17 protein-coding genes are annotated in these 19187 nt (G+C 57.0%); 12 read left to right on the top strand and 5 right to left on the bottom strand.

Annotation, left to right across the window (positions count from 1 at the left end):
• Nucleotides 1-6 precede the first annotated feature (6 nt).
• The 3 genes from hemJ to SynNOUM97013_RS06550 are packed head-to-tail and all read left to right on the top strand — an operon-like array spanning nucleotide 7 to nucleotide 1844.
• The gene (hemJ, locus tag SynNOUM97013_RS06560; protein WP_186481289.1) at nucleotides 7-588 is read left to right on the top strand and encodes a protoporphyrinogen oxidase HemJ; all 582 of its coding nucleotides are present in this window, start codon (nucleotides 7-9) and stop codon (nucleotides 586-588) included.
• Nucleotides 589-596: 8 nt separating this feature from the next.
• Nucleotides 597-1253 carry a PHP domain-containing protein gene (locus SynNOUM97013_RS06555; protein ID WP_186481288.1) on the top strand — a complete coding sequence of 219 codons (657 nt, stop codon included), beginning with the start codon at nucleotides 597-599 and terminating at the stop codon, nucleotides 1251-1253.
• A gap of 27 nt (nucleotides 1254-1280) precedes the next feature.
• Nucleotides 1281-1844: a hypothetical protein gene (locus SynNOUM97013_RS06550; RefSeq protein ID WP_186481287.1), complete on the top strand. Its 564-nt coding sequence runs from the start codon at nucleotides 1281-1283 to the stop codon at nucleotides 1842-1844.
• 8 nt (nucleotides 1845-1852) lie between these two features.
• Here SynNOUM97013_RS06550 and cobN read toward each other — a convergent pair whose 3' ends face one another.
• Nucleotides 1853-5641 carry a cobaltochelatase subunit CobN gene (gene cobN, locus SynNOUM97013_RS06545; protein ID WP_186481484.1) on the bottom strand — a complete coding sequence of 1263 codons (3789 nt, stop codon included), beginning with the start codon at nucleotides 5639-5641 and terminating at the stop codon, nucleotides 1853-1855.
• 72 nt (nucleotides 5642-5713) lie between these two features.
• Here cobN and SynNOUM97013_RS06540 point away from each other — a divergent pair, with 72 nt between their 5' ends.
• The 3 genes from SynNOUM97013_RS06540 to SynNOUM97013_RS06530 all read left to right on the top strand — a co-directional run bounded on the left by SynNOUM97013_RS06540 (nucleotide 5714) and on the right by SynNOUM97013_RS06530 (nucleotide 10682).
• Nucleotides 5714-6631, top strand: coding sequence for a branched-chain amino acid transaminase (locus SynNOUM97013_RS06540; RefSeq protein ID WP_186481286.1), 918 nt, complete (start codon nucleotides 5714-5716; stop codon nucleotides 6629-6631).
• 85 nt (nucleotides 6632-6716) lie between these two features.
• Nucleotides 6717-10343, top strand: a complete 3627-nt coding sequence (gene metH / locus SynNOUM97013_RS06535; RefSeq protein ID WP_186481285.1) for a methionine synthase — start codon at nucleotides 6717-6719, stop codon at nucleotides 10341-10343.
• 66 nt (nucleotides 10344-10409) lie between these two features.
• Nucleotides 10410-10682: a DUF4090 family protein gene (locus tag SynNOUM97013_RS06530; RefSeq protein ID WP_186481284.1), complete on the top strand. Its 273-nt coding sequence runs from the start codon at nucleotides 10410-10412 to the stop codon at nucleotides 10680-10682.
• A gap of 32 nt (nucleotides 10683-10714) precedes the next feature.
• Here SynNOUM97013_RS06530 and SynNOUM97013_RS06525 read toward each other — a convergent pair whose 3' ends face one another.
• Nucleotides 10715-10945: a hypothetical protein gene (locus tag SynNOUM97013_RS06525; protein ID WP_186481283.1), complete on the bottom strand. Its 231-nt coding sequence runs from the start codon at nucleotides 10943-10945 to the stop codon at nucleotides 10715-10717.
• Nucleotides 10946-11056: 111 nt separating this feature from the next.
• Here SynNOUM97013_RS06525 and SynNOUM97013_RS06520 point away from each other — a divergent pair, with 111 nt between their 5' ends.
• Nucleotides 11057-11464, top strand: coding sequence for a DUF2237 family protein (locus SynNOUM97013_RS06520; protein ID WP_186481282.1), 408 nt, complete (start codon nucleotides 11057-11059; stop codon nucleotides 11462-11464).
• On the opposite strand, the gene SynNOUM97013_RS06515 is transcribed toward SynNOUM97013_RS06520, so the two are convergent.
• Entirely contained in the window at nucleotides 11446-12174 is a 729-nt protein-coding gene (locus tag SynNOUM97013_RS06515) for an SDR family NAD(P)-dependent oxidoreductase (protein ID WP_186481281.1), read from the bottom strand. The genes SynNOUM97013_RS06520 and SynNOUM97013_RS06515 overlap by 19 nt on opposite strands.
• 24 nt (nucleotides 12175-12198) lie before the next feature.
• Here SynNOUM97013_RS06515 and SynNOUM97013_RS06510 point away from each other — a divergent pair, with 24 nt between their 5' ends.
• Genes SynNOUM97013_RS06510 through SynNOUM97013_RS06500 form a run of 3 tightly spaced genes read left to right on the top strand, consistent with a single transcriptional unit; the run spans nucleotide 12199 to nucleotide 14656 of the window.
• Nucleotides 12199-13122 (top strand): SpoIID/LytB domain-containing protein, encoded by a 924-nt coding sequence (locus SynNOUM97013_RS06510; protein ID WP_186481280.1) that lies wholly within the window; start codon nucleotides 12199-12201, stop codon nucleotides 13120-13122.
• The gene (locus SynNOUM97013_RS06505) at nucleotides 13115-14008 is read left to right on the top strand and encodes an ATP adenylyltransferase (RefSeq protein WP_186481279.1); all 894 of its coding nucleotides are present in this window, start codon (nucleotides 13115-13117) and stop codon (nucleotides 14006-14008) included. The genes SynNOUM97013_RS06510 and SynNOUM97013_RS06505 overlap by 8 nt, the downstream gene beginning before the upstream one ends.
• Nucleotides 14009-14062: 54 nt before the next feature.
• Nucleotides 14063-14656 carry a sigma-70 family RNA polymerase sigma factor gene (locus SynNOUM97013_RS06500; protein WP_186481278.1) on the top strand — a complete coding sequence of 198 codons (594 nt, stop codon included), beginning with the start codon at nucleotides 14063-14065 and terminating at the stop codon, nucleotides 14654-14656.
• On the opposite strand, the gene SynNOUM97013_RS06495 is transcribed toward SynNOUM97013_RS06500, so the two are convergent.
• Nucleotides 14638-14820 carry a hypothetical protein gene (locus tag SynNOUM97013_RS06495; RefSeq protein WP_186481277.1) on the bottom strand — a complete coding sequence of 61 codons (183 nt, stop codon included), beginning with the start codon at nucleotides 14818-14820 and terminating at the stop codon, nucleotides 14638-14640. The genes SynNOUM97013_RS06500 and SynNOUM97013_RS06495 overlap by 19 nt on opposite strands.
• 201 nt (nucleotides 14821-15021) lie before the next feature.
• Between SynNOUM97013_RS06495 and SynNOUM97013_RS06490 the strand changes: the two genes are divergently transcribed.
• Together SynNOUM97013_RS06490 and SynNOUM97013_RS06485 are read left to right on the top strand one after the other, a co-directional pair.
• The gene (locus SynNOUM97013_RS06490; RefSeq protein ID WP_186481276.1) at nucleotides 15022-16557 is read left to right on the top strand and encodes a DUF3370 family protein; all 1536 of its coding nucleotides are present in this window, start codon (nucleotides 15022-15024) and stop codon (nucleotides 16555-16557) included.
• Nucleotides 16558-16590: 33 nt separating this feature from the next.
• Entirely contained in the window at nucleotides 16591-17682 is a 1092-nt protein-coding gene (locus SynNOUM97013_RS06485; protein ID WP_186481275.1) for a ribbon-helix-helix protein, CopG family, read from the top strand.
• Between the two features lie 1010 nt (nucleotides 17683-18692).
• Here SynNOUM97013_RS06485 and SynNOUM97013_RS06480 read toward each other — a convergent pair.
• A complete protein-coding gene (locus tag SynNOUM97013_RS06480; protein WP_186481483.1) occupies nucleotides 18693-19187 on the bottom strand; it encodes an allophycocyanin subunit alpha-B in 495 nt (164 codons plus the stop codon).

Genomic DNA, 19187 nt, shown 5'->3' with positions numbered 1-19187 from the left:
GATCTGATGACGCTCCCCCCTGAGGCCTATCTCTGGTTCAAAACGCTCCACATCGTCGGTGTGGTGGTTTGGTTCGCCGGTCTGTTCTATCTGGTGAGGTTGTTCATCTATCACGTCGAAGCTGAAGAGCTGACTCCTGAACTGCGCATCGCCTTTCAGCAGCAATACGGGCTGATGGAGAAGCGACTCGCGAACATCATCACCACTCCAGGAATGGTGGTCGCGGTGTCCATGGCGATCGGACTGCTCATTGCTCAGCCATCCTGGCTGCAACAGGGTTGGATGCACGCCAAGCTCGCCTTTGTGGCCGCGCTTCTGGCCTATCACGTCTTCTGTTACCGGTTGATGGGGCAACTCCAAGCGGGGAGCTGTCAATGGAACGGCAAGCAACTGCGTGCACTCAATGAACTTCCCACGCTGCTGCTGGTGATCGTGGTGATGCTGGTGGTGTTCAAGACGCAATTCCCCACCAGTGCCGCCACCTGGTTCATCGTGGCTCTGGTGGTGTTCATGGCAGCCTCGATTCAGTTCTATGCCCGCTGGCGTCGTCTGCGCGCTGAAGCCGCTGCTGCAGAACCATCCAGCTGAACCAGCCCATGGTCACGAATCCCCACCCACTGACCTCAGTTCTGGAAACGATCGGGCCGGAGAGCTGTCCGAGCCGCTTGAATTTCCACTGCCACACGCTCTGCAGCGACGGCAGCCTCGAGCCTCTCGATCTCATTCGCCAGGCCAGTGCCAACGGCCTGAGGCACCTGGCGGTGACGGATCACCATTCGAGTGCGGCCTACAGCCCCATGCAGCGCTGGCTTGCCGAACAGCAAAACCAGGGCAACCCTGTCCCAACCCTGTGGACGGGCATGGAGATCAGCGCAATTCTCCGTGGTTGTCTCGTGCACGTGCTGGCGCTTGGCTTTGAACACGGCCATCCGGCGTTGGCGGTTTACAACCGCGGAGATGCTGCTGTTGGAGAAGCACTGCGGGCTGACAGTGTCTGTCGCGCCATCCATGACGCCGGTGGATTGGCGATCCTTGCCCATCCAGCCCGCTATCGACTGGGCTTTCCAGAGCTGATTGATGCTGCGGCAGACCTTGGTTTTGATGGCGGAGAAGCTTGGTATGACTACGACATGCAGCCCCGTTGGAACTGGTCTCCGGTGGTCTGCGAAGCCATTGACCAACGCTTGAAGAACCTTGGCCTTTTGCGTACGTGTGGCACCGACACCCACGGTGTTGACCTGGAAGGTCGCTAAGTTCGACGAACGTCCCTGACCGTGGGTATGGGTTTCCTCGATCGTCTGCTCAACTCCAATTCGGATCAAAACGAGCCATCCAGTGGCCCGAAGGCAGAGAAACCCAAGCCTGAAGCCTTTTTCCTCGACAGCGACAGCTCGTCCTCCCTTGGCAACCGCGATTACATGCGCGAAGCCAAGACCATTCGTCGCACCTTTCCCGGCACCCTCGACAGTCCTGGTGGCAAGGAGCTGGTCACCGAGGTGGATGCCATGGACCTCAAAGTCGACAAGCGCAGTGAAGGCCTTGGCGACGTCAAAGTGATCCAGGAGGACAACAGCCTCATCAAGGACGGGATTCCCAAACCCGTGAAGAAGACCTTTGCCGAGACGATGACCCAGACTGAGCTGGATCAGAAGCTCAAGGGAAGCGCGCTGACCCAGGCCGGTGTGAACACACCCTCAGCGAAGGATGCCGCCCCTGTGGCGCGCAAAGAGGAGTTGAAGCCCACGGAAGAAGCCACAGCGTCTACTCCCACCTCCAGCAGCAAGAGCACGGCTGCTGGATCCATTGATCCATTCCGGGCGATGGTGCGGGATCTGAACAACTGAAGCTGCCGTTATCCGTTCAAGCCCCCGGCTTCAACGGCGCGTTCTGATTCCAACAGCACTGTGCGGATCGCATCGAGCTGGGTTGGATCGGCGTCACTCCAAAGCTGGCGTGTTGAGGCTTCGAGACAGCGCTCTGCCATATCCCTCAGCACCCAGGGGTTGCAGTTGAGCAGAAAGGCCCGAACGTCTGGATTCAAGAGCCAGCGCTCAGCAATCTGTTCGTAGCACCAGTCGGGCACTGCTCCTGTGGTGGCGTCGTAGGCGAACAGATAATCCAGGCTGGCCCCCATCTCAAACGCACCCTTGTAACCGTGTTGTTTCATGCCCTCAATCCAACGGGGGTTGAGCAAGCGGCTGCGCACCACCTTGTCGATCTCTCGGTCCAATGCATGGATGCGTAACCGTTCCCGACGGGAATGATCTGCAAACATCAGGCTGGGCGTTTGACCGCTGACCTTGGACACAGCAGCCGATAGACCTCCCTGAAACTGGTAGTAATCGTCGGAGTCGAGCAGGTCGTGCTCACGGTTGTCCTGGTTGTGCAGAACCACCTGTACGGATTTCAGGGCCGATTCCAAGCCATCGCGATCACGATGGGCATTAGCAGTGCCGTCGTAGCGCCAGGCACTCCACGCCACGTAAGCCTCTCCCAGGTCATCGCGCTGCTCCCACTGGCCGGAATCGATCAAAGCCTGGAGGCCTGCCCCGTAGGCACCTGGGGCTGAGCCAAACAACCGGGACTGAGGACCCTCAACACGGGTCAGGCCGGCCAGGGGATTGTCCTGGTCAGATTCATCCAATGCTGCCACCATCTCCAGTGCGCGGTCCACCCACCCCAGCAACTGGGGAAAGGCGTCACGGAACAGGCCTGACATGCGCAGGGTCACATCCACGCGCGGACGATCAAGCAGCGAAACCGGAATCACCTCCAGATCCACCATGCGTCGGGTCGGACCATCCCAGACCGGTCGGACGCCAAGCAGAGCGAACATCTGGGCAATGTCTTCGCCACCGTTGCGCATGGTGGCTGTTCCCCAGACGGACAGGGCAAGGTGACGAAGCGGTTCGCCTTCCTCCAGCTCGTACAGCTCGATCAATTGCTCCGCGCTGCGCCGACCAAGATCCCAGGCGGCTTCCGTGGGCAGGCCACGCAGATCCACAGAGTAAAAATTGCGGCCTGTCGGGAGCACATCGTCTCGTCCACGGGTGGGCGCACCCGATGGACCAGCCGGTATCCGCTGACCGTTGGCAGCCGCAAGCACTGCATCCCGTTCCCGTTGTGCGCAGGCCGTAAGACGGGGCCAGAGATCAGCCTTGATGAACTGCAGAGGCTCCGGCAAAGGACTGGATTGGAGTTGTTCACGGAAACAGGGGAGCAGTGATGAGGAATCCACACCGTCTGCGCCATCCATGCCCTGCGTGATCAGCAAAAGAAGTTCCGTGGCCTGCACCTCGATCCACGCGACGGCATCGCTCAAACGACGCGGGGATGCACAGCCGTAGCGCTCCAGGAGGCGAACGTCCTCCGGTTCGAGACGCTTGCCGTCCTCGTCACACCATGGATCGCAGCGAAGACCAAGATGCGACGCCATCCACTGGGTAAGCCCAGGGCGATCCGTTGCCGGCGAGCGTGCAATGGCCAACAACAGTTCAGCCAGTTTTGATGACTCGACTGCTTCTCCAAGACGGTGCAGACCCGTGCGGATCTGGGCTTCCTTGAGTTCGCAGAGGTAGGTCTCCACCTGCTCAAGCAGTGACGCGAAATCCGCTTGCTGATCAGCGTCAGGTCGTTGTTCTGCCAACGATGGCCACTCCAGCCGCCTTAACAACTCCACGAGCTGGCATTCCAGCAGTTCACAACGGGATGCACCCAGCTGACGCGCTTCGATGTACTCATCGAGCAGTGTTTCCAGCGCCAGCAAATCTCCGTGCAGTCCCGCACGTCCCAACGGTGGTGTGAGGTGATCGACGATCACCGCCTGACCGCGTCGCTTGGCCTGAGACCCCTCGCCTGGATCATTGACGATGAAGGGATAGACATTGGGAATGGATCCCAAAGCCAGGGCAGGCGCACAGGCCGAACTCAAGCCGATGGATTTGCCAGGAAGCCACTCAGCACTACCGTGTTTGCCCACATGCACCATCAGCTGGCAATGGTGCTTCTGGCGAAGCCAGAGGTACTGCGCGAGATAGCGATGCGGTGGTGGGAGATCCGGGGAATGCAGATCACTGAGTTGATCCGGGTCGTAACCCCGACTGGGCTGCACTAAAACCACCACGTGCCCGAAAGCGACGCCATGAATGGCAAATCCCTTCGGTTCCAGATCCTCGGCTGACTCCGGAGCACCCCAACGGGCTTGGATCGGCACCCTCGCCGCTTCAGGCAAGCCGTTCCACCACACCAGATAGTCCTCCAGTGGTAGATGGGTCAGCGGAGGTCTGTGATCACTTTCAGGGTCATTGGTCCGGCCGGCGAGAAGAAGCGCCATCAGCGCGTCGGAGTTCTCGGGCAGCGATCGCGGCCCGAGGTTGAAGCCGGCGTGCTTGAGCCAGCGCAGGATGTTTAAACAACTCGCCGGGGTGTCCAAACCGACGCCGTTGGCCAGGCGTCCGTTACGAAGTGGGTAATTGGCCAGCACAAGCCCGAGTCGACGCTCCTGAACCGGGGTGGATCTGAGCTCACTCCAGGCCCTGACGTGATCGGCAATCCAGGCCAGGCCATCTGGATCTGGCTCCAGCCGTTTCACAGCTGTGCACAGCTGTGGGTCGGCATGGTCCACCTCACGAAAAGCGCCAATGCGTGTGGTGACTCGCCCATCGAGCTCAGGGAGCACCACCTGAAGGGACAGGTCAACCGGATCGAGGCCCTGAAATGAATTCAGCCAGCGATCGCGTGGTCGTCCGGAACTGAGCATCTGCAACACAGGACGATCCAGTTGATCCCAGAGCGGCGCGCCGAAACCAGCTTCGGAAAACTGAACCGAGGCGAATGATGTGGCCGTGATCACCACCTCCACCGACTGCTGTCGATAGAGCCGCTGAACGGCCTCCTGAACCGCCGCATCACGAAGGCTGCTCACCCAGAGGGCCCGTGGTGCCAGGCCGCGATGGCGCAGCGATGAGAGCAGGGCTTCACACCACTGAACATCCGCAGACTGACGATGAGCGCGATAGAGCAGAACGCCCACACGGGGGCCGGGTTCATCGCGCCAATCAAACGGATCAGGATCCGGTGATGCAATCACTCGCAGATCGGGACCATCAGATGTATTGCCATCAGCAGCCGCGGAATCGGGTGACCGCGAACTGAGGACCCAGTCGACTCCCTTCAGCCAGCTGCGCAGATTCTCCGCACCACCCTCGCGCAACAGGCATGCCATGGAACGAGCCAGGGGCAAGGGGACACTGCCAAGTGCATGCAGATCCCGCTCCTGGTCAGTGGTGCCGGCCAGAACGAGCAAATGACGATTGGGGGAGGCTTGCTGCCAAAGACGACACTGCTCCAGTCCATAGGACCAGTGACCTCGACCACCCAGCAGTCGCACCACGATCAATTGGGTGGCCTGAGTGCATTCCGACAAGTAGTGATCAATTTGTGCTTGATGGGTGAGCGCATCCAGGGGTAAGGCTCTGATCGCATCGACCCAGCGACCGTCGCTGGCATCATCCAGAACCCTTGCCAGAGCAGAGATGTCGGAACTGGCGCTGGTGAGAAACATCACCGACGCACTCGGTTGTTCCACAAAGGCGATGGGCCCGTCGGTGTCGGCTCCTGGGAGGCTGCTGAGGCGATGCATCCCTCCATTCTCCAGAGCAGACAGCGATGGGGAACTGACGGGTGAGAAGATCTGGTCAACGGATCCACTGCGATGCATCAGTTCCTCCCATACGCCTGGTTCCAGGGACGCTGCGTTCCGTTCGAGGACGCCAAGGTCTCAGTGGCGACCCATGCCCTCCATTACGGAACTGGAGCCTTTGGTGGAATGCGCGCCATTCCTGATCCAAGAAAGCCCGGAGGGATGCTGCTATTCCGAGCCGATCGGCATGCCCGGCGCCTGTCACAGAGCGCCCGTCTGCTGATGGCGGAGCTCACGGAAGAGACCGTGATGGAGGCCCTCACGGCCATGCTGCGAGCCAACAAGCCGACCACACCGATTTATCTACGTCCGTTCGTTTACACCAGTGATCTCGGCATCGCCCCGAGGCTCCACAACATCGAGACCGATTTTCTGATTTATGGATTGGAGCTCGGGGATTACCTCTCACCCGAGGGGGTGAGCTGCCGCATCAGCAGTTGGACACGACAGGAGGATCGTTCCTTGCCATTGCGCGGAAAGATCAGTGGTGCCTACATCACCAGCTCACTGGCCAAAACTGAAGCGGTTGCCAGCGGCTTCGATGAGGCCTTGCTGATGAACACCCGGGGCAAGGTGAGTGAAGCCAGCGGCATGAACCTGTTCATCGTGCGCGATGGAAAGCTGATCACTCCCGGTGTGGATCAGGACATCCTTGAGGGCATCACGCGAGCCAGCGTGATCGAGCTAGCCAAGACCATGGGCATCGAAGTGATCGAACGTCCTGTCGACAAAACCGAGTTGTTCATCGCGGATGAGGTCTTTCTCACCGGCACAGCGGCCAAGATCAGTCCGATCCGCCAACTGGAATCCACCGTGCTCTCGGACCGTCGTCCATTAATGGAGGCGCTGAGAACCAAGCTGGTGGCCATTACCGAGGGCCGGGACGAGCAATTCGCCCATTGGGTGACCCGAATTGAGTTGGACGGCTGAGGGGGCCTCACACCATCCAGGAAGGCCTTAGTCCACGAGCTTGAGCACCGACGGTTCCTAGGATGGTGGGATCTAAAGCGTGGTGATGCAGGCAGTCCAGAACAACACCATCACCGAGTCCTCCCGCTTCCTGACGCGACTTCACGACCCAAGTCGACCGGTGCTGGTGTTCGACGGAGCTACGGGCACCTCCCTGCAGCAGTTGGACCTCAGTGCCGATGATTTTGGTGGAGAAGCCCTGGAGGGTTGCAACGAAAATCTGGTGATCACCAAGCCTGATGCAGTGCAGGCGGTGCATCGACAGTTCCTCGATGCTGGCTGCGATGTGATCGAAACGGACACCTTTGGTGCAGCATCGGTAGTGCTGGCGGAGTACGGCCTCGAAGAGCACGCCTACGCCTTGAACAAGCGGGCCGCGGAACTGGCCCGGGAGTTGGCCGATGAATACAGCACGGCTGACAAACCGCGTTTCGTCGCAGGGTCCATGGGGCCGACGACCAAGCTGCCGACGCTGGGACACATCGATTTCGACACCCTGCGCGCGTCATTCCGCGATCAGGCCGCCGGACTGCTTGCTGGCGACGTAGATCTGTTCATCATTGAGACCTGTCAGGACGTTCTTCAGATCAAGGCGGCGCTGCAGGGCGTCGAGGATGCATTTGAAGCCAGTGGTGAACGTCGACCCCTGATGGTCTCTGTGACGATGGAAACCACCGGCACGATGCTGGTGGGTTCCGACATTGCAGCGGTTGTCTCCATCCTGGAACCGTTCCCGATTGACGTTCTCGGTCTGAACTGCGCCACGGGACCGGAGCAGATGAAGGAGCACATCAAATATCTGTCGGAACATTCACCCTTTGTGGTGAGTTGCATCCCCAATGCAGGACTGCCGGAAAACATCGGCGGGGTGGCGCACTACCGACTCACGCCGATCGAGCTGAAGATGCAGTTGATGCACTTCGTGCAAGATCTGGGCGTGCAGGTAATCGGTGGATGCTGTGGCACCACCCCTGCCCACATCCAATCGCTTTCAGAGATCTCCACCGAATTGACGCCGGCGCATAGAGATGTGAGAAAGCATCATCTTGAACGCCAAAAATTCAGCTACGAGCCAGCCGCATCCTCGATCTACGGTGCCACTCCTTATCTTCAGGACAATTCATTCCTGATCATTGGAGAACGGCTGAACGCCAGCGGATCGAAAAAAGTTCGTGAGTTGCTTAACGAAGAGGACTGGGACGGACTTGTGGCTGTCGCGCGAGGACAGGTCAAGGAAAATGCCCACGTCCTCGATGTCAACGTTGACTATGTCGGCCGCGATGGTGAAAAAGACATGCACGCATTGGTGAGCCGGGTGGTCACCAACGTGAATCTTCCTCTGATGCTTGACTCCACGGAGTGGCAAAAAATGGAAGCAGGTCTGAAAGTTGCTGGTGGAAAGTGCATTCTCAACTCCACCAACTATGAAGATGGCGATGAACGATTTTTCAAAGTTTTAGAAATCGCACGTCGATACGGTGCTGGCGTCGTCATCGGCACCATCGATGAAGATGGCATGGCGAGAACGGCCGAGAAGAAAGTTGCGATCGCCAAGCGTGCCTACCGCGACGCTGTGGAGTTTGGTATCCCCGCCAGGGAAATTTTCTATGACCCTCTGGCATTACCAATCTCAACAGGCATTGAGGAAGACCGCCGCAACGGCATCGAAACCATTGAATCCATTCGCAGAATCCGCAATGAACTGCCAGGCGTGCATGTGGTTCTTGGTGTGTCCAATGTGAGCTTTGGCCTTTCCCCTGCGGCACGCATCACACTCAATTCAGTGTTCCTCCACGACTGCTGCGAAGCAGGAATGGACGCAGCGATTGTCTCACCGGCCAAGATTCTTCCCCTGATCAAGATCGATGAAGCTCATCAGCAGGTTTGCCGGGATCTCATCAATGATGCCCGGCGCTTTGATGGTGATGTGTGCTCTTACGATCCACTGACAGAGCTCACAAAGCTGTTTGAAGGTGTCTCAACCAAGGACGCACGGTCCTCTGGACCATCGCTGGCCGACCTGCCGGTGGAAGAGCGCCTGAAGCAACACATTATTGATGGAGAACGGATTGGCCTTGAGGATGCCCTCACCGAGGGACTGGGTCACTACAAACCTCTTCAAATTGTCAACACCTACCTTCTCGATGGCATGAAGGTGGTTGGAGAACTGTTTGGCTCAGGCCAAATGCAGCTTCCTTTCGTTTTGCAGTCGGCAGAAACAATGAAAGCCGCTGTGGCTTTTCTTGAACCCCACATGGAGAAATCTGAAGGGGAACGATCTGCGAAAGCAAAATTCCTAATTGCCACTGTCAAGGGGGATGTTCACGACATCGGCAAAAATCTTGTTGATATTATCCTCACCAATAACGGCTATGAGGTGATCAATCTCGGGATCAAGCAGGACGTTGGCGCCATTATTGCTGCACAACAAGAGCATCAGGCTGACTGCATCGCTATGAGCGGCCTTTTGGTGAAATCAACAGCTTTCATGAAAGATAATTTATCGGCATTTAATGACGCCGGCATCAACGTTCCTGTGATTCTTGGAGGAGCTGCTTTAACTCCTCGATTTGTCAATAAAGACTGCAGTGAGGTCTATGACGGAAAAGTGATTTACGGCCGCGATGCCTTCACTGACCTCCGGTTCATGGATGCCTACGTGGATGCACAACAGTCCGACAGTTGGGACAACATCCAGGGGTTCAAGAACGGCACACCCGACGGCATCTCCCTCGGCGGTGAAACTAATGGCGAAGACGACAGCGCCGCGTCACCGTCTGCCAGCAGCAGTGAAACCGATCAAGACGAAGCAGCTGCATCAGAACCGTTCAGTAGCGAGCGCTCAGCCACAGTTCCAGAGGAGGTGGCTGTTCAGCCGGTCTTCCTGGGGTCAAAAGTTTTGCAGGGTGAATCTGAGATTCCCCTCGAAGAGGTGATCGCTTATCTCGATCGGCAGGCTCTGTTTGCAGGGCAGTGGCAGATGCGCAAGGCCAAAGGCCAATCGCGCGAAGCCTATGAGGCTGACCTGGAGGCCAAGGCAGAGCCGGTGCTCCAACAGTGGCTGAAGCGATCGGTCGAAGAACAACTGCTGCACCCGGCAGTGGCCTACGGCTATTTCCCCTGCGGTCGCGATGGCAATGAGGTGGTGGTCTTCAATCCGGAAGGTTCCCGTGAGCTCGGACGCTTCGCACTTCCCCGCCAACGAAGCGGAAACAGATATTGCATCGCGGATTTCTATCGCGATCTCGACAACGGACGCCCCACTGACGTGCTCCCCATGCAGGCGGTGACCATGGGTGAGCAGGCCTCGCTATTTGCTCAGCGCCTGTTCGAAGCCGATTCCTACAGCGATTACCTCTACTTCCATGGATTAGCGGTTCAGATGGCCGAAGCACTGGCCGAATGGACCCATGCCCGCATCCGCCGTGAATGCGGCTTTGCGGACGCTCAGGGAATGCCACTGCGCGATGTTCTGGCCCAGCGTTACAGGGGCAGTCGTTATTCCTTTGGTTATCCGGCGTGCCCCAATGTTTCCGATTCGCGTCAACAGCTGCTTTGGCTGGGCGCCGAGCGGATCGGACTCAGCATGGATGAAAGCGACCAGCTCCATCCGGAGCAGAGCACCACTGCCCTAGTGGCCCTGCACAGCACAGCTCGCTACTTCAGTGCCTGATACATCGGTCCCGACCCAGTGAGGTGGCTGCTGCAGACTGCTGCGGCCATCAACTGTTCAACCACCATGGATCTGAGTGGGCCTGACGCCATCGACAAGGCCATTGCTGCCGGCATCGATCTCGACGGTTCTGCGCTGCCCGCAGAGATGCTGATGCTTTACCGGGAGGTGATGGATCTCGAGGGCCAGCGCAAACGCAGCGGTGTGCGCAAATCGATGCGCAATCGCGTGGTTCGCACAGGCGCGAAGCATTTCGATCAGGACACCCTGAATGGGCGACTGATCGCTGCAGGCTGGGAGGGTCTGAAAGACAAGGAAATCAGCTTCTTCTACGGCTGACCCGAGCCGCGAATTGGATGGAGCTCTGCCGATCAGTCTTGGCAGAGCTTCTCCATCGTGTCGATCACTTCTTGCTGAAACTCCTCAAGAGCACTTGACTCGCTCAGGTCAATTCCTTCCCCTGCCGCATTTTGCGCAAGATCCTGGAAATGGAATGCGCCTTCCCCGTTGGCCAAGAACTCAATGGCCGAGGACTCTCCGCTCTCGCGGAAGGCATCGCAGAGGGCGAGGAACGCCGCGTCTTCAGTGAACTCCCAATCCATCGAGGAGGCATGACTGATTGACCTTTAACGCCTAGCCCCCGGGATCCGTCAACCACCTTGTCGCGCAATGTGCCACTCCTTCGGCAGACTCCTGGGGGTTTCTGCTTCATCATGAGCTCCGAGTCATCTGCCCAGAATGCTGACCAGAACAGCGATCTGAACGTTCTTGGCTCCCCTCTCGAGCTCTGCAGCTGTGAACCGATGACCGGATGGTTCCGCGATGGCTTCTGTCGCTCAGATGTTGCAGATCTCGGACAACACAGCGTCTGCTGTGTGATGACCGAAAGCTTTCTCAGCTACAGCAAAGCCCAGGGCAACGATCTCAGTACGCCGGTGCCGGCCTTTTCATTCCCAGGGCTTCGACCCGGCGATCACTGGTGCGTCTGCGCTCCACGTTGGAAACAGGCCCACGACGATGGGATGGCCCCACCCGTGAGGCTTGAAGCCACAGCGTTCAGTGCAACGGATGTGATTCCTCTGGAGTTGTTGAAAGCCTGCGCTTACCAGGGGATGACCTGACCGTCCCAGGCCAGAAACCGGCCGGTGTGCTCAGGAGCCTGCGCGAGCAGCACATCAATCAGATGACCGGCAGCGCGTTCAGGAGTGAACAGCTGCTCCTTGGGCACAAAGCTTTGAAACGGTTTGGACAAGTTGGTGTCGGTGGTTCCGGGATGCAGCAGCGTCACAGTTGCCAAAGGAAACCGTCGTGCCCATTCCAAACTCAGGCAACGAAGCATCATGTTCTGTGCAGCCTTTGCGCTGCGGTAGGCGTACCAACCACCACTACGGTTGTCGCCGATGCTCCCGACACGAGCACTCAGGCTTGCGAAATGGAAGGGTTGGCTTCGATCCAGAGCCGGCTCAACAGCTTTCGCAAGCAGAAGCGGAGCTGCTGCGTTGATCCGGAACGACTCGATCAACGCGGCCGACTGAACCTGCTTCAACCGTTTTTCAGGTTGGATCGAGGGGCCATGCAAACGACCCGTGGCGTTGAACAGCAAACGTAAAGGCTGTGAGGCGTCACAGAGACGTTCCGTGAGCGCTGCGAGGCTGTCATCGGACTCCAGATCGAGAAGCCACTCGTCATGGGTCGCTGGGCAGCGCGTGGCCAGGGACACATCGAGATCGGGACACCGCTCTGCCAAATGCTGACGAACAGCACGTCCGATCCCCCCACCACCCACAACGAGTGCGCGTCCTTGCCAGCCAGCTGAGCTCAGTTGAGGCATGATTCCAACGCCGCTGCAGCGGATATGCGTCTTCTCCGACCACTGTTGCTAACGCTGATCGCGAGTGTGAGCACTGCGGCAACGGTCGCTTCGCTCACGGGAGGGTTCTCCAGTTCAACGACATCGGAGACCGAGGCGCTACTCAGTGCCCTGCTTGAAGGCGATCACAGCGCAAGTCGCTTTCCGCAACACTCCACCGATCAAGCGGGCGAACAAGAACCAAACCAGGCCACTGCAGTCGCGCCAGACGACACCACGATCGATCCACTCCTGCGGGTTGCTTTGCTGAGTCAGCAACCTATTCGTGTCGTTCAGCCACAGGGTCTATCCACCTGCAGCACGATGGCAGGAGAGCCGGTGGCACCAGCAAGTCTCAAAAGCCTGCTGACAGCAGTCTCAAGAACGCGAGTGCGCTGCGGAACACCTGAGGGAACCGTCAAAGTGAACGGGCGGACCTATCAGGGGATCATCCATCTGTTCAACCGGGGACAAGGCTGGATTGCAGTAAATGAGATCAACATGGAGCGCTATGTCTCCTCCGTGGTGGGTGCCGAAATGCCTAGTGCCTGGAATGAAGAGGCCCTGAAAGCGCAAGCCGTTGCTGCCCGCTCCTACGGCTTAGTGCATCTGATCCGTCCTGCCAGCTCGGATTGGAACCTTGGTGATACGACCCGTTGGCAGGCCTACGCAGGACAGGCCAGTTCAACCGCGCAGACACGCAAGGCCACAGAGGCCACCAGAGGGCTGGTGTTGAGTCATCAAGGTGGATTGGTGGAATCGCTGTATGCAGCCACGCAGGCCATCGTGGATGAAGCCCACAGTCATCTCGGAGCGAGCATGAGTCAGCACGGTGCACAGAAGCTGGCGCAACAGGGACTGACGTACAACCAAATTCTTGACAGGTATTACAACGGCGCGACGCTTGCGAGGATCCGTCGGGATGGCTGATCAGATCTACTGGAAAAAAGCCTTGGAGCGATCGGAACAGGCTCTGAGGCAGCAAGCCTTGGTGCCACTGAGCACCTCAAGAGTCGAGATCCAGGGACCCAACGCAGACCAATTTGAACTGCGGGAGTTGAACGATCGATTGCCCAAACATCACCGCAGCGAAGGTCCCAAGATCAATCCATTTCGCCCCTGGGATCCCGAGCTGGCGATTGACAACGTTGGCAACGATCACGTTCTGATCCTCAACAAATATCCCGTCCAAACAGGGCACATGCTCTTGATCACGCGGGAGTGGGCTTCCCAGGTGGACTGGCTCACGCTCAAGGACTGGCGGGCTCTGGTCAGCGTGGACAACGACAGCACAGGCCTTTGGTTTCTGAACAGCGGACCCTTGGCTGGCGCGAGTCAACCGCATCGGCACCTTCAATTGCTGCCTAGAGAGTCCGATGCACGCAGTTGTCCACGTGTCGAATGGTTCGAGCGACTGCTTGATGCCAGGTCAGCCAAGCGGGACCTGAACAATGACCCACTCACACGCAGCTGCATGATCGCCAGGCGACCAAGCTGCATGGATCCACATGACGAAGCCCGGGAACTGCACGCGCTGTATCGCCACCTGGCCAATGCATTGAGGTTGGGGAACAAAGAGTCCTGTGAGCTCCCACAGGCGCCCTACAACCTCTTACTGACGCGATCCTGGATGGCTTTGATCCGGCGGCGATGCGAACAGGCCAACGGATTCAGCATCAATGCTCTCGGATTTGCGGGGTATCTCTTGGCCACCGAACAATCCGATCAGAACTGGATCCAGCACAACGGTGCCGAAGCACTGCTCCGTCAGGTTGTCCCAGCTCTTGGTGATCCCACCGATGACATTCAGGTGTGAACGGTGACTGTCTGAGAGGACACCCCCTTTGAGGAGTTCTGAATCGACAGACCAATGGACACAATGAACAAAAGCCGCAACGCCAGGGTTGAACAACACCTGAGCATCGTTGACCCCGTTGCGAGGTATTACTCCGCGAACAGCGGACAGGATCAGGAGGACCTCAGACAAGTGGGCTTACTCGGTCTTCTGCGAGCTGCGGAACGCTTTGAACCCAACAGGTCGGTGCCGTTTGCAGCATTTGCAAAACCCCACATTCGAGGAGCAATCCTGCACTACCTCAGAGATGGTGCGGCCCTGGTGCGCATTCCCCGTCGGGATCAGGCAGTTGAGTCAGATGAATCCGCCTTAATGAACGCGGCAAAGCAACGCCGATCGTTGATCACCAATGACCTGGATCATCTGCAGTCAATGGAACCCGTGGGAACAGAGCACGAGCAGCTTGAACACAGCATGGAAGTAATGACTGCCCTTGCCGACCTGGACAGGCCGGAACGTCAGGCAGTCACTCATGTGATTCTGAAAGGGCAGAGTCTCAGACAAGCCGGACGCTGCATCGGTGTGAGCGCCATGACGGTTCAGCGGCGACTGAAAAGGGGTCTCAACAGCTTGAGACACGAGCTCAGAACTCAACCCTGGCCAGGTTGATCACGCTCGATCTGTTGCTCCAAGGTTGAGATCGCTGCTGACACAGCTGCGATCTGACGCTCCAGACCATCGCGCCAAAAGCGGAGCATCCGCAGTTTCCTGTCTTTGTGATGACGTTCCCAGTCTCCGTCAGCGCAGGGAACACAGGCAAAAGGAGGGAACATGACTTCGAAGTCTCAAGGGGCACCATCCTGGCGAGAAGACAGCTGCAGGTGTGCCTTTGATCCCGACTTGGCGGTTTTTCATCTGACGATTAAGTTTGGAACTTGAGCCCCTTAGGGCGCCCTGGCTGGTCGCAAATGTCTCAAAATTTCCCAGCACTGGTCCTGGCAGGCGTCTCTCTCGCGACAGCCGGGACTGCCTTGATGCGTCCGGCGTATGCCTACGTGCCTCTGATGGCGGGTCAAAGCGCGAGAGCGCTCAATGGAAACTTCAACAACATTCCCGTTCTGCACTCCAATCAGCCGGAGATTGTGAAGGGACCGGGAATCCTGGTGAACACCGCACCAGGCAGCGGAATCGCATCCGAAAATAACCAGCCTCTCAACAATGCAACGTTCACCTTCAACGGTGCATTTGGTGTGCATATGCACCATAAATACTATCCTCAAGATTCAAGCAAACTGGGTGGAAGAAGAGATCGTGGCCTGCTGACGGTTGCTGCAATCGCGATTAATCCAGGATCAAAACCAGTCACCCTGACGTTCACAGAAGGTTCTGTAAAGAACAGCTTTGAGGCTCCTTATCACCCCAACAAATTGATGGGTGTCAAACCCTTAGGCCCCAGGCCTTGGAATACTGGCCCTGGAGATGCAACAGCCGTTCAGATTCTGCGAGGTGAGCTTGACCGCAAGCTGTCCAAAGAGATTGTCATTCCACCCAATAGCCGTAAAGTCATTGTCAGCACGGTTCTCCCAGCCAGGGGAATCATGAATGGATTGCTGCGTGGAACGAGCAATGGTCCTTTCCATATGGCTGTTGTAGCTGCTGAAGAAACGCAACAGGAACATGAACTTATCGCCGTTCTCGATCGAGGTCGATTAGCTCCAGGCCGAATCTATTTGAATCGCATACGAGAAATCGAAACAGGAAAAGTGTTCTCGCGAGTGGCAGGTGTTGCACTCGGTGATCAATATGAAGCAGTCATCCAACATGATCTAGGACAAGGACCGTTGCATGTGCCTTTAACCAGCACACGCAAACATCATTTCGGGACACGAGATATCCAGGTGAATCAACTCAGCACACGGATGATTGATTCAGCAGTCAATAATGTTGGTACTTATGGAGTGAGATTTGATGTAGAAATGAATCTTTCTGGAGATGGTGCCCATGAGTTGGTGCTCAGTCATCCAGTTGCCACAGGACGCTCACCCTTCACAGCATTCCGTGGGTCCATCGGTATCCAAACGGATGAGGGATACAAGGAGGTTCATGTCGGGATGCGTTCGGGACAAAGCCTCTCAATTTCTGATCTAAATCTCAAAAAAGGGTCGATTAATCCTGTCAAAGTCAGTCTTGTGTATCCAGCAGATGCCACGCCGGGACATTTGCTCAGTGTTGTGCCCGTGACGCAACTGGCGATGCTTCGTCAACGCGAACAGATGCTGGAGGCAGCGCGCAAGGCTGAAAGCGAAGCCAAGACCCGAACGGTGACTCCCCAGCAGGCACCTCCAGCGGTCAATCTGCGTGTTGAGCCAACCACCACGCCAGCACCACAGGCCGAACCCGCCACACAACCGGTGCAGCCCCCAATGATCGTGTCACCGCGAGCCGGAGGCTCATCATTGATGCCACCGGCAATGATCATGCCCCAGAGGGTGAACACTTCGTTGGAGCAGCGATACCGTGAAGCCATCCGCGCTCAGCAGGAGTGGCTGCGTCGCCTGCAGGGCCAATGACCGGTTGTTTGTGGATTTGGTAAGCGCGCGTTCATGAGCGGCAAACGCATCAGCCTGGAATTGCCGGAAGAGCTTGTCGATCAGATCGACTGCCTTCGCAAGGATTGGAAAATTCGATCCAGAGGTGAGTGCTTACGCCGCCTTCTCGAAGAGATTTTTCAGCCGGACGATGAAGACCAGGTGCTTTCAGCTGCCGAGACTGAGCATCTGGCACCGCCCGAGAGGAAGGAGAACAGGGACACTTCCCTTGGTGACAACACAACAGCAGCATCACCGATTGGTTCTGCAGAAGCACAACCCATTCATCCTCAATATGACGAAGACCGAGCGATTGTGCTGGTGGGGTCCAACGGCGCCATTGACCCCGTAACAGCAAACGATTCCAACTGGTCAGAGCCCAATCTCAATGATCCTCCTAAGCGTTCATCGGTCGCTAGCGGTGGCATTGATCTTCCCGGTTTTGTGCGCAAGCGCAGCAGTGCCATTCGCGAGAGTCTCAGCACTCCCCCTCAAGCCAGCACAGAAATTCCTGTTGTACCGGTGGTCCGCGAATCAGAACTGCAGCAATGGTTTGAGGTGGCCCTGAATCACTGGATCAATCTCTATGGCTCAGCCCCAGGAGCCACCGTGATGGAAGCGGTGATGCTTTGGATGGCCCGTGACATCTGGCCTCATATCGATGGCAGCGAAGGACGAACCTTCACTTGGAGTCAGGTGAATCACTCCATGCAGCAGTACTGCCCCGAATGGATGGTTCCATCGCCACGATTCGAACAGGTGATCGTGGCCGCAGCTGTCTTGGAAGATCCGTTCGCAAGCGGATCCGTCCCCGATCGAATCCCAACGCTCATTCGTCGCTTTGTGAGTCGTTTCAAACGGAGTCGCAAAGTGACCTCATTCGAGACGCTGGAGTCGACGATGACCCTGCATGGAGCCTTGAAGCAACTGGATCTACCAACCCAGGCAGGTCAATCGCTCACGCTTCGCTCCATTCGCGATGCGTACAAACGCAAAGCAATCGAGGTGCATCCTGACTCAGGTGGTTCCACCGAAGCGATGCGTCGATTGAACGAGGCGTACCAGATGCTGAAGGAGCTTTACAGACAAAAAGAAGCATCCAATTAATCCTAGGCAAGTCGTGACATGAGACACATATTGCGTCTCATGCATAACCAACGAGACATTGAGCATTGATCACAAGCAACGCACTGAGCGCCACCGTTCAACAAAGCGAATGGGTTTAAAAAGCTGGCGATCCAGCATCGACTCACGACCAACAAAGACCCAAGAAACACGAAAAAAGCCGTGTCAGTCGTCCAGAGCGCGACATGACCTAAGACCAAGCAATGGTCTCATAGCAGAATAATGAGACAGTCTCATTGACGGCTGATCCAGGACTTCTGAATGATCACTTGCAGAGACTGGCCCAACGAAGCACTTGTCCTGTTTGCATCAAAATCGAATTTTTCAATGGTTTCATTTGCATGGAGCGAGCACTGAGTCCTGACACTGACAAGGCTGGAAAAACCTGAATATGGTGTTTCGCGATCGCTCCATGGATCGATGCGCAGTCGACAGAACTACAAGCAGAGGCGTCAAAGCAGTGTCCAGACGTGCTCTGTCCATGTCCAAGAAGGTTAGGACCTGATCAAAAGCCAGTCTTCGAGGCACTTCTTTTGTTTGCGTCTCTGCTGTTGACACAGTGACGCAAACTCTGGACATCGCTCAATGCGACTTTCGGCAGAGGCGAACGACAACAACATCAATGAGAAGCCAAAGTCTTCCAACTTTGACCAACAGCGTCACAGCAGCACTTTGAACCGCCTGCGCAAAAACCAATGTTCTCACGCGAGACACTGCAAGAGACCCATCACGCTTACCAAGTAAGACGCTTGCGACTTAAGTCGGCGGCCTCTGCTGCGTGACCACAGATGCCGCGATGCGTCGACAACAGCGAAAGAACAGAAAAGGGCCTGCCCGCCCTCGCAAGACAGTAGATCACTGAATCTATCCAAACAGGAGCAACGCAACCAATAAGAGACGCAAGTTGAGACTGATATTGCGTCTTAGGTGAGACATGTAAGCCAACAAAAGGCCCTTCAAGCAGGGCCAGTGCAATCTTGGGCAAAAACCAATCAGGTGCTGGTCTGCATGCCCTGAATCAGATAGTCGAAATAGGGAGCAGCAATGGATTTCTGCTCTTCAGAGAGGAGGACCAGCGCTGCTTCACGCATGCAACGCATCGCATCCACCATGCCCGGCATCGGAACACCAAGGCTGTTGTACATCTCACGGGCACCGATCAGACCAATCTGTTCAATCATCTCGGTGCTTCCAGCGAGAACGCCGTAGGTCACCAAGCGCAGGTACCAGCTGTAATCCCGCAGGCACTGGGCCCGTTGTTTCTGGCCGTAAGCGTTACCGCCCGGAGCCACATATTCCGGACGCAAGCTGAACAGCTGCTTGGCCGATTCATCAATGATCTTCTTTTCGCTGTCGGTGAGGATCTTCACGACCGACAGGCGCACAGATCCCTGGCTGAGGTACTCCACCATGGAGCGCAGCTCACCACTGCTGGGGTAACGCAGGTCGTCATCGGCCTGGAGGATCAGATCCCTTACAACGCTCAT

This window comes from Synechococcus sp. NOUM97013 (genome assembly GCF_014279815.1).
In the GTDB taxonomy this organism is placed as follows: Bacteria; Cyanobacteriota; Cyanobacteriia; order PCC-6307; family Cyanobiaceae; genus Synechococcus_C.
The sequence above is the reverse complement of the archived record's forward strand: the minus strand, read 5'-3'. Positions and strand labels throughout refer to the sequence as shown.

Coding starts and splice junctions, on each gene's coding strand:
- hemJ (WP_186481289.1), top strand. CDS start 7: ATGACGCTCCCCCCTGAGGCCTATCTCTGGTTCAAAACGCTCCACATC.
- SynNOUM97013_RS06505 (WP_186481279.1), top strand. CDS start 13,115: ATGGCTGATCAGATCTACTGGAAAAAAGCCTTGGAGCGATCGGAACAG.
- SynNOUM97013_RS06550 (WP_186481287.1), top strand. CDS start 1,281: ATGGGTTTCCTCGATCGTCTGCTCAACTCCAATTCGGATCAAAACGAG.
- SynNOUM97013_RS06490 (WP_186481276.1), top strand. CDS start 15,022: ATGCGTCCGGCGTATGCCTACGTGCCTCTGATGGCGGGTCAAAGCGCG.
- SynNOUM97013_RS06525 (WP_186481283.1), bottom strand. CDS start 10,945: ATGGATTGGGAGTTCACTGAAGACGCGGCGTTCCTCGCCCTCTGCGAT.
- SynNOUM97013_RS06540 (WP_186481286.1), top strand. CDS start 5,714: ATGCATCAGTTCCTCCCATACGCCTGGTTCCAGGGACGCTGCGTTCCG.
- SynNOUM97013_RS06480 (WP_186481483.1), bottom strand. CDS start 19,187: ATGAGCGTTGTAAGGGATCTGATCCTCCAGGCCGATGACGACCTGCGT.
- SynNOUM97013_RS06555 (WP_186481288.1), top strand. CDS start 597: ATGGTCACGAATCCCCACCCACTGACCTCAGTTCTGGAAACGATCGGG.
- SynNOUM97013_RS06485 (WP_186481275.1), top strand. CDS start 16,591: ATGAGCGGCAAACGCATCAGCCTGGAATTGCCGGAAGAGCTTGTCGAT.
- SynNOUM97013_RS06510 (WP_186481280.1), top strand. CDS start 12,199: ATGCGTCTTCTCCGACCACTGTTGCTAACGCTGATCGCGAGTGTGAGC.
- SynNOUM97013_RS06520 (WP_186481282.1), top strand. CDS start 11,057: ATGAGCTCCGAGTCATCTGCCCAGAATGCTGACCAGAACAGCGATCTG.
- SynNOUM97013_RS06495 (WP_186481277.1), bottom strand. CDS start 14,820: ATGTTCCCTCCTTTTGCCTGTGTTCCCTGCGCTGACGGAGACTGGGAA.
- SynNOUM97013_RS06515 (WP_186481281.1), bottom strand. CDS start 12,174: ATGCCTCAACTGAGCTCAGCTGGCTGGCAAGGACGCGCACTCGTTGTG.
- cobN (WP_186481484.1), bottom strand. CDS start 5,641: ATGCATCGCCTCAGCAGCCTCCCAGGAGCCGACACCGACGGGCCCATC.
- SynNOUM97013_RS06530 (WP_186481284.1), top strand. CDS start 10,410: ATGGATCTGAGTGGGCCTGACGCCATCGACAAGGCCATTGCTGCCGGC.
- SynNOUM97013_RS06500 (WP_186481278.1), top strand. CDS start 14,063: ATGGACACAATGAACAAAAGCCGCAACGCCAGGGTTGAACAACACCTG.
- metH (WP_186481285.1), top strand. CDS start 6,717: ATGCAGGCAGTCCAGAACAACACCATCACCGAGTCCTCCCGCTTCCTG.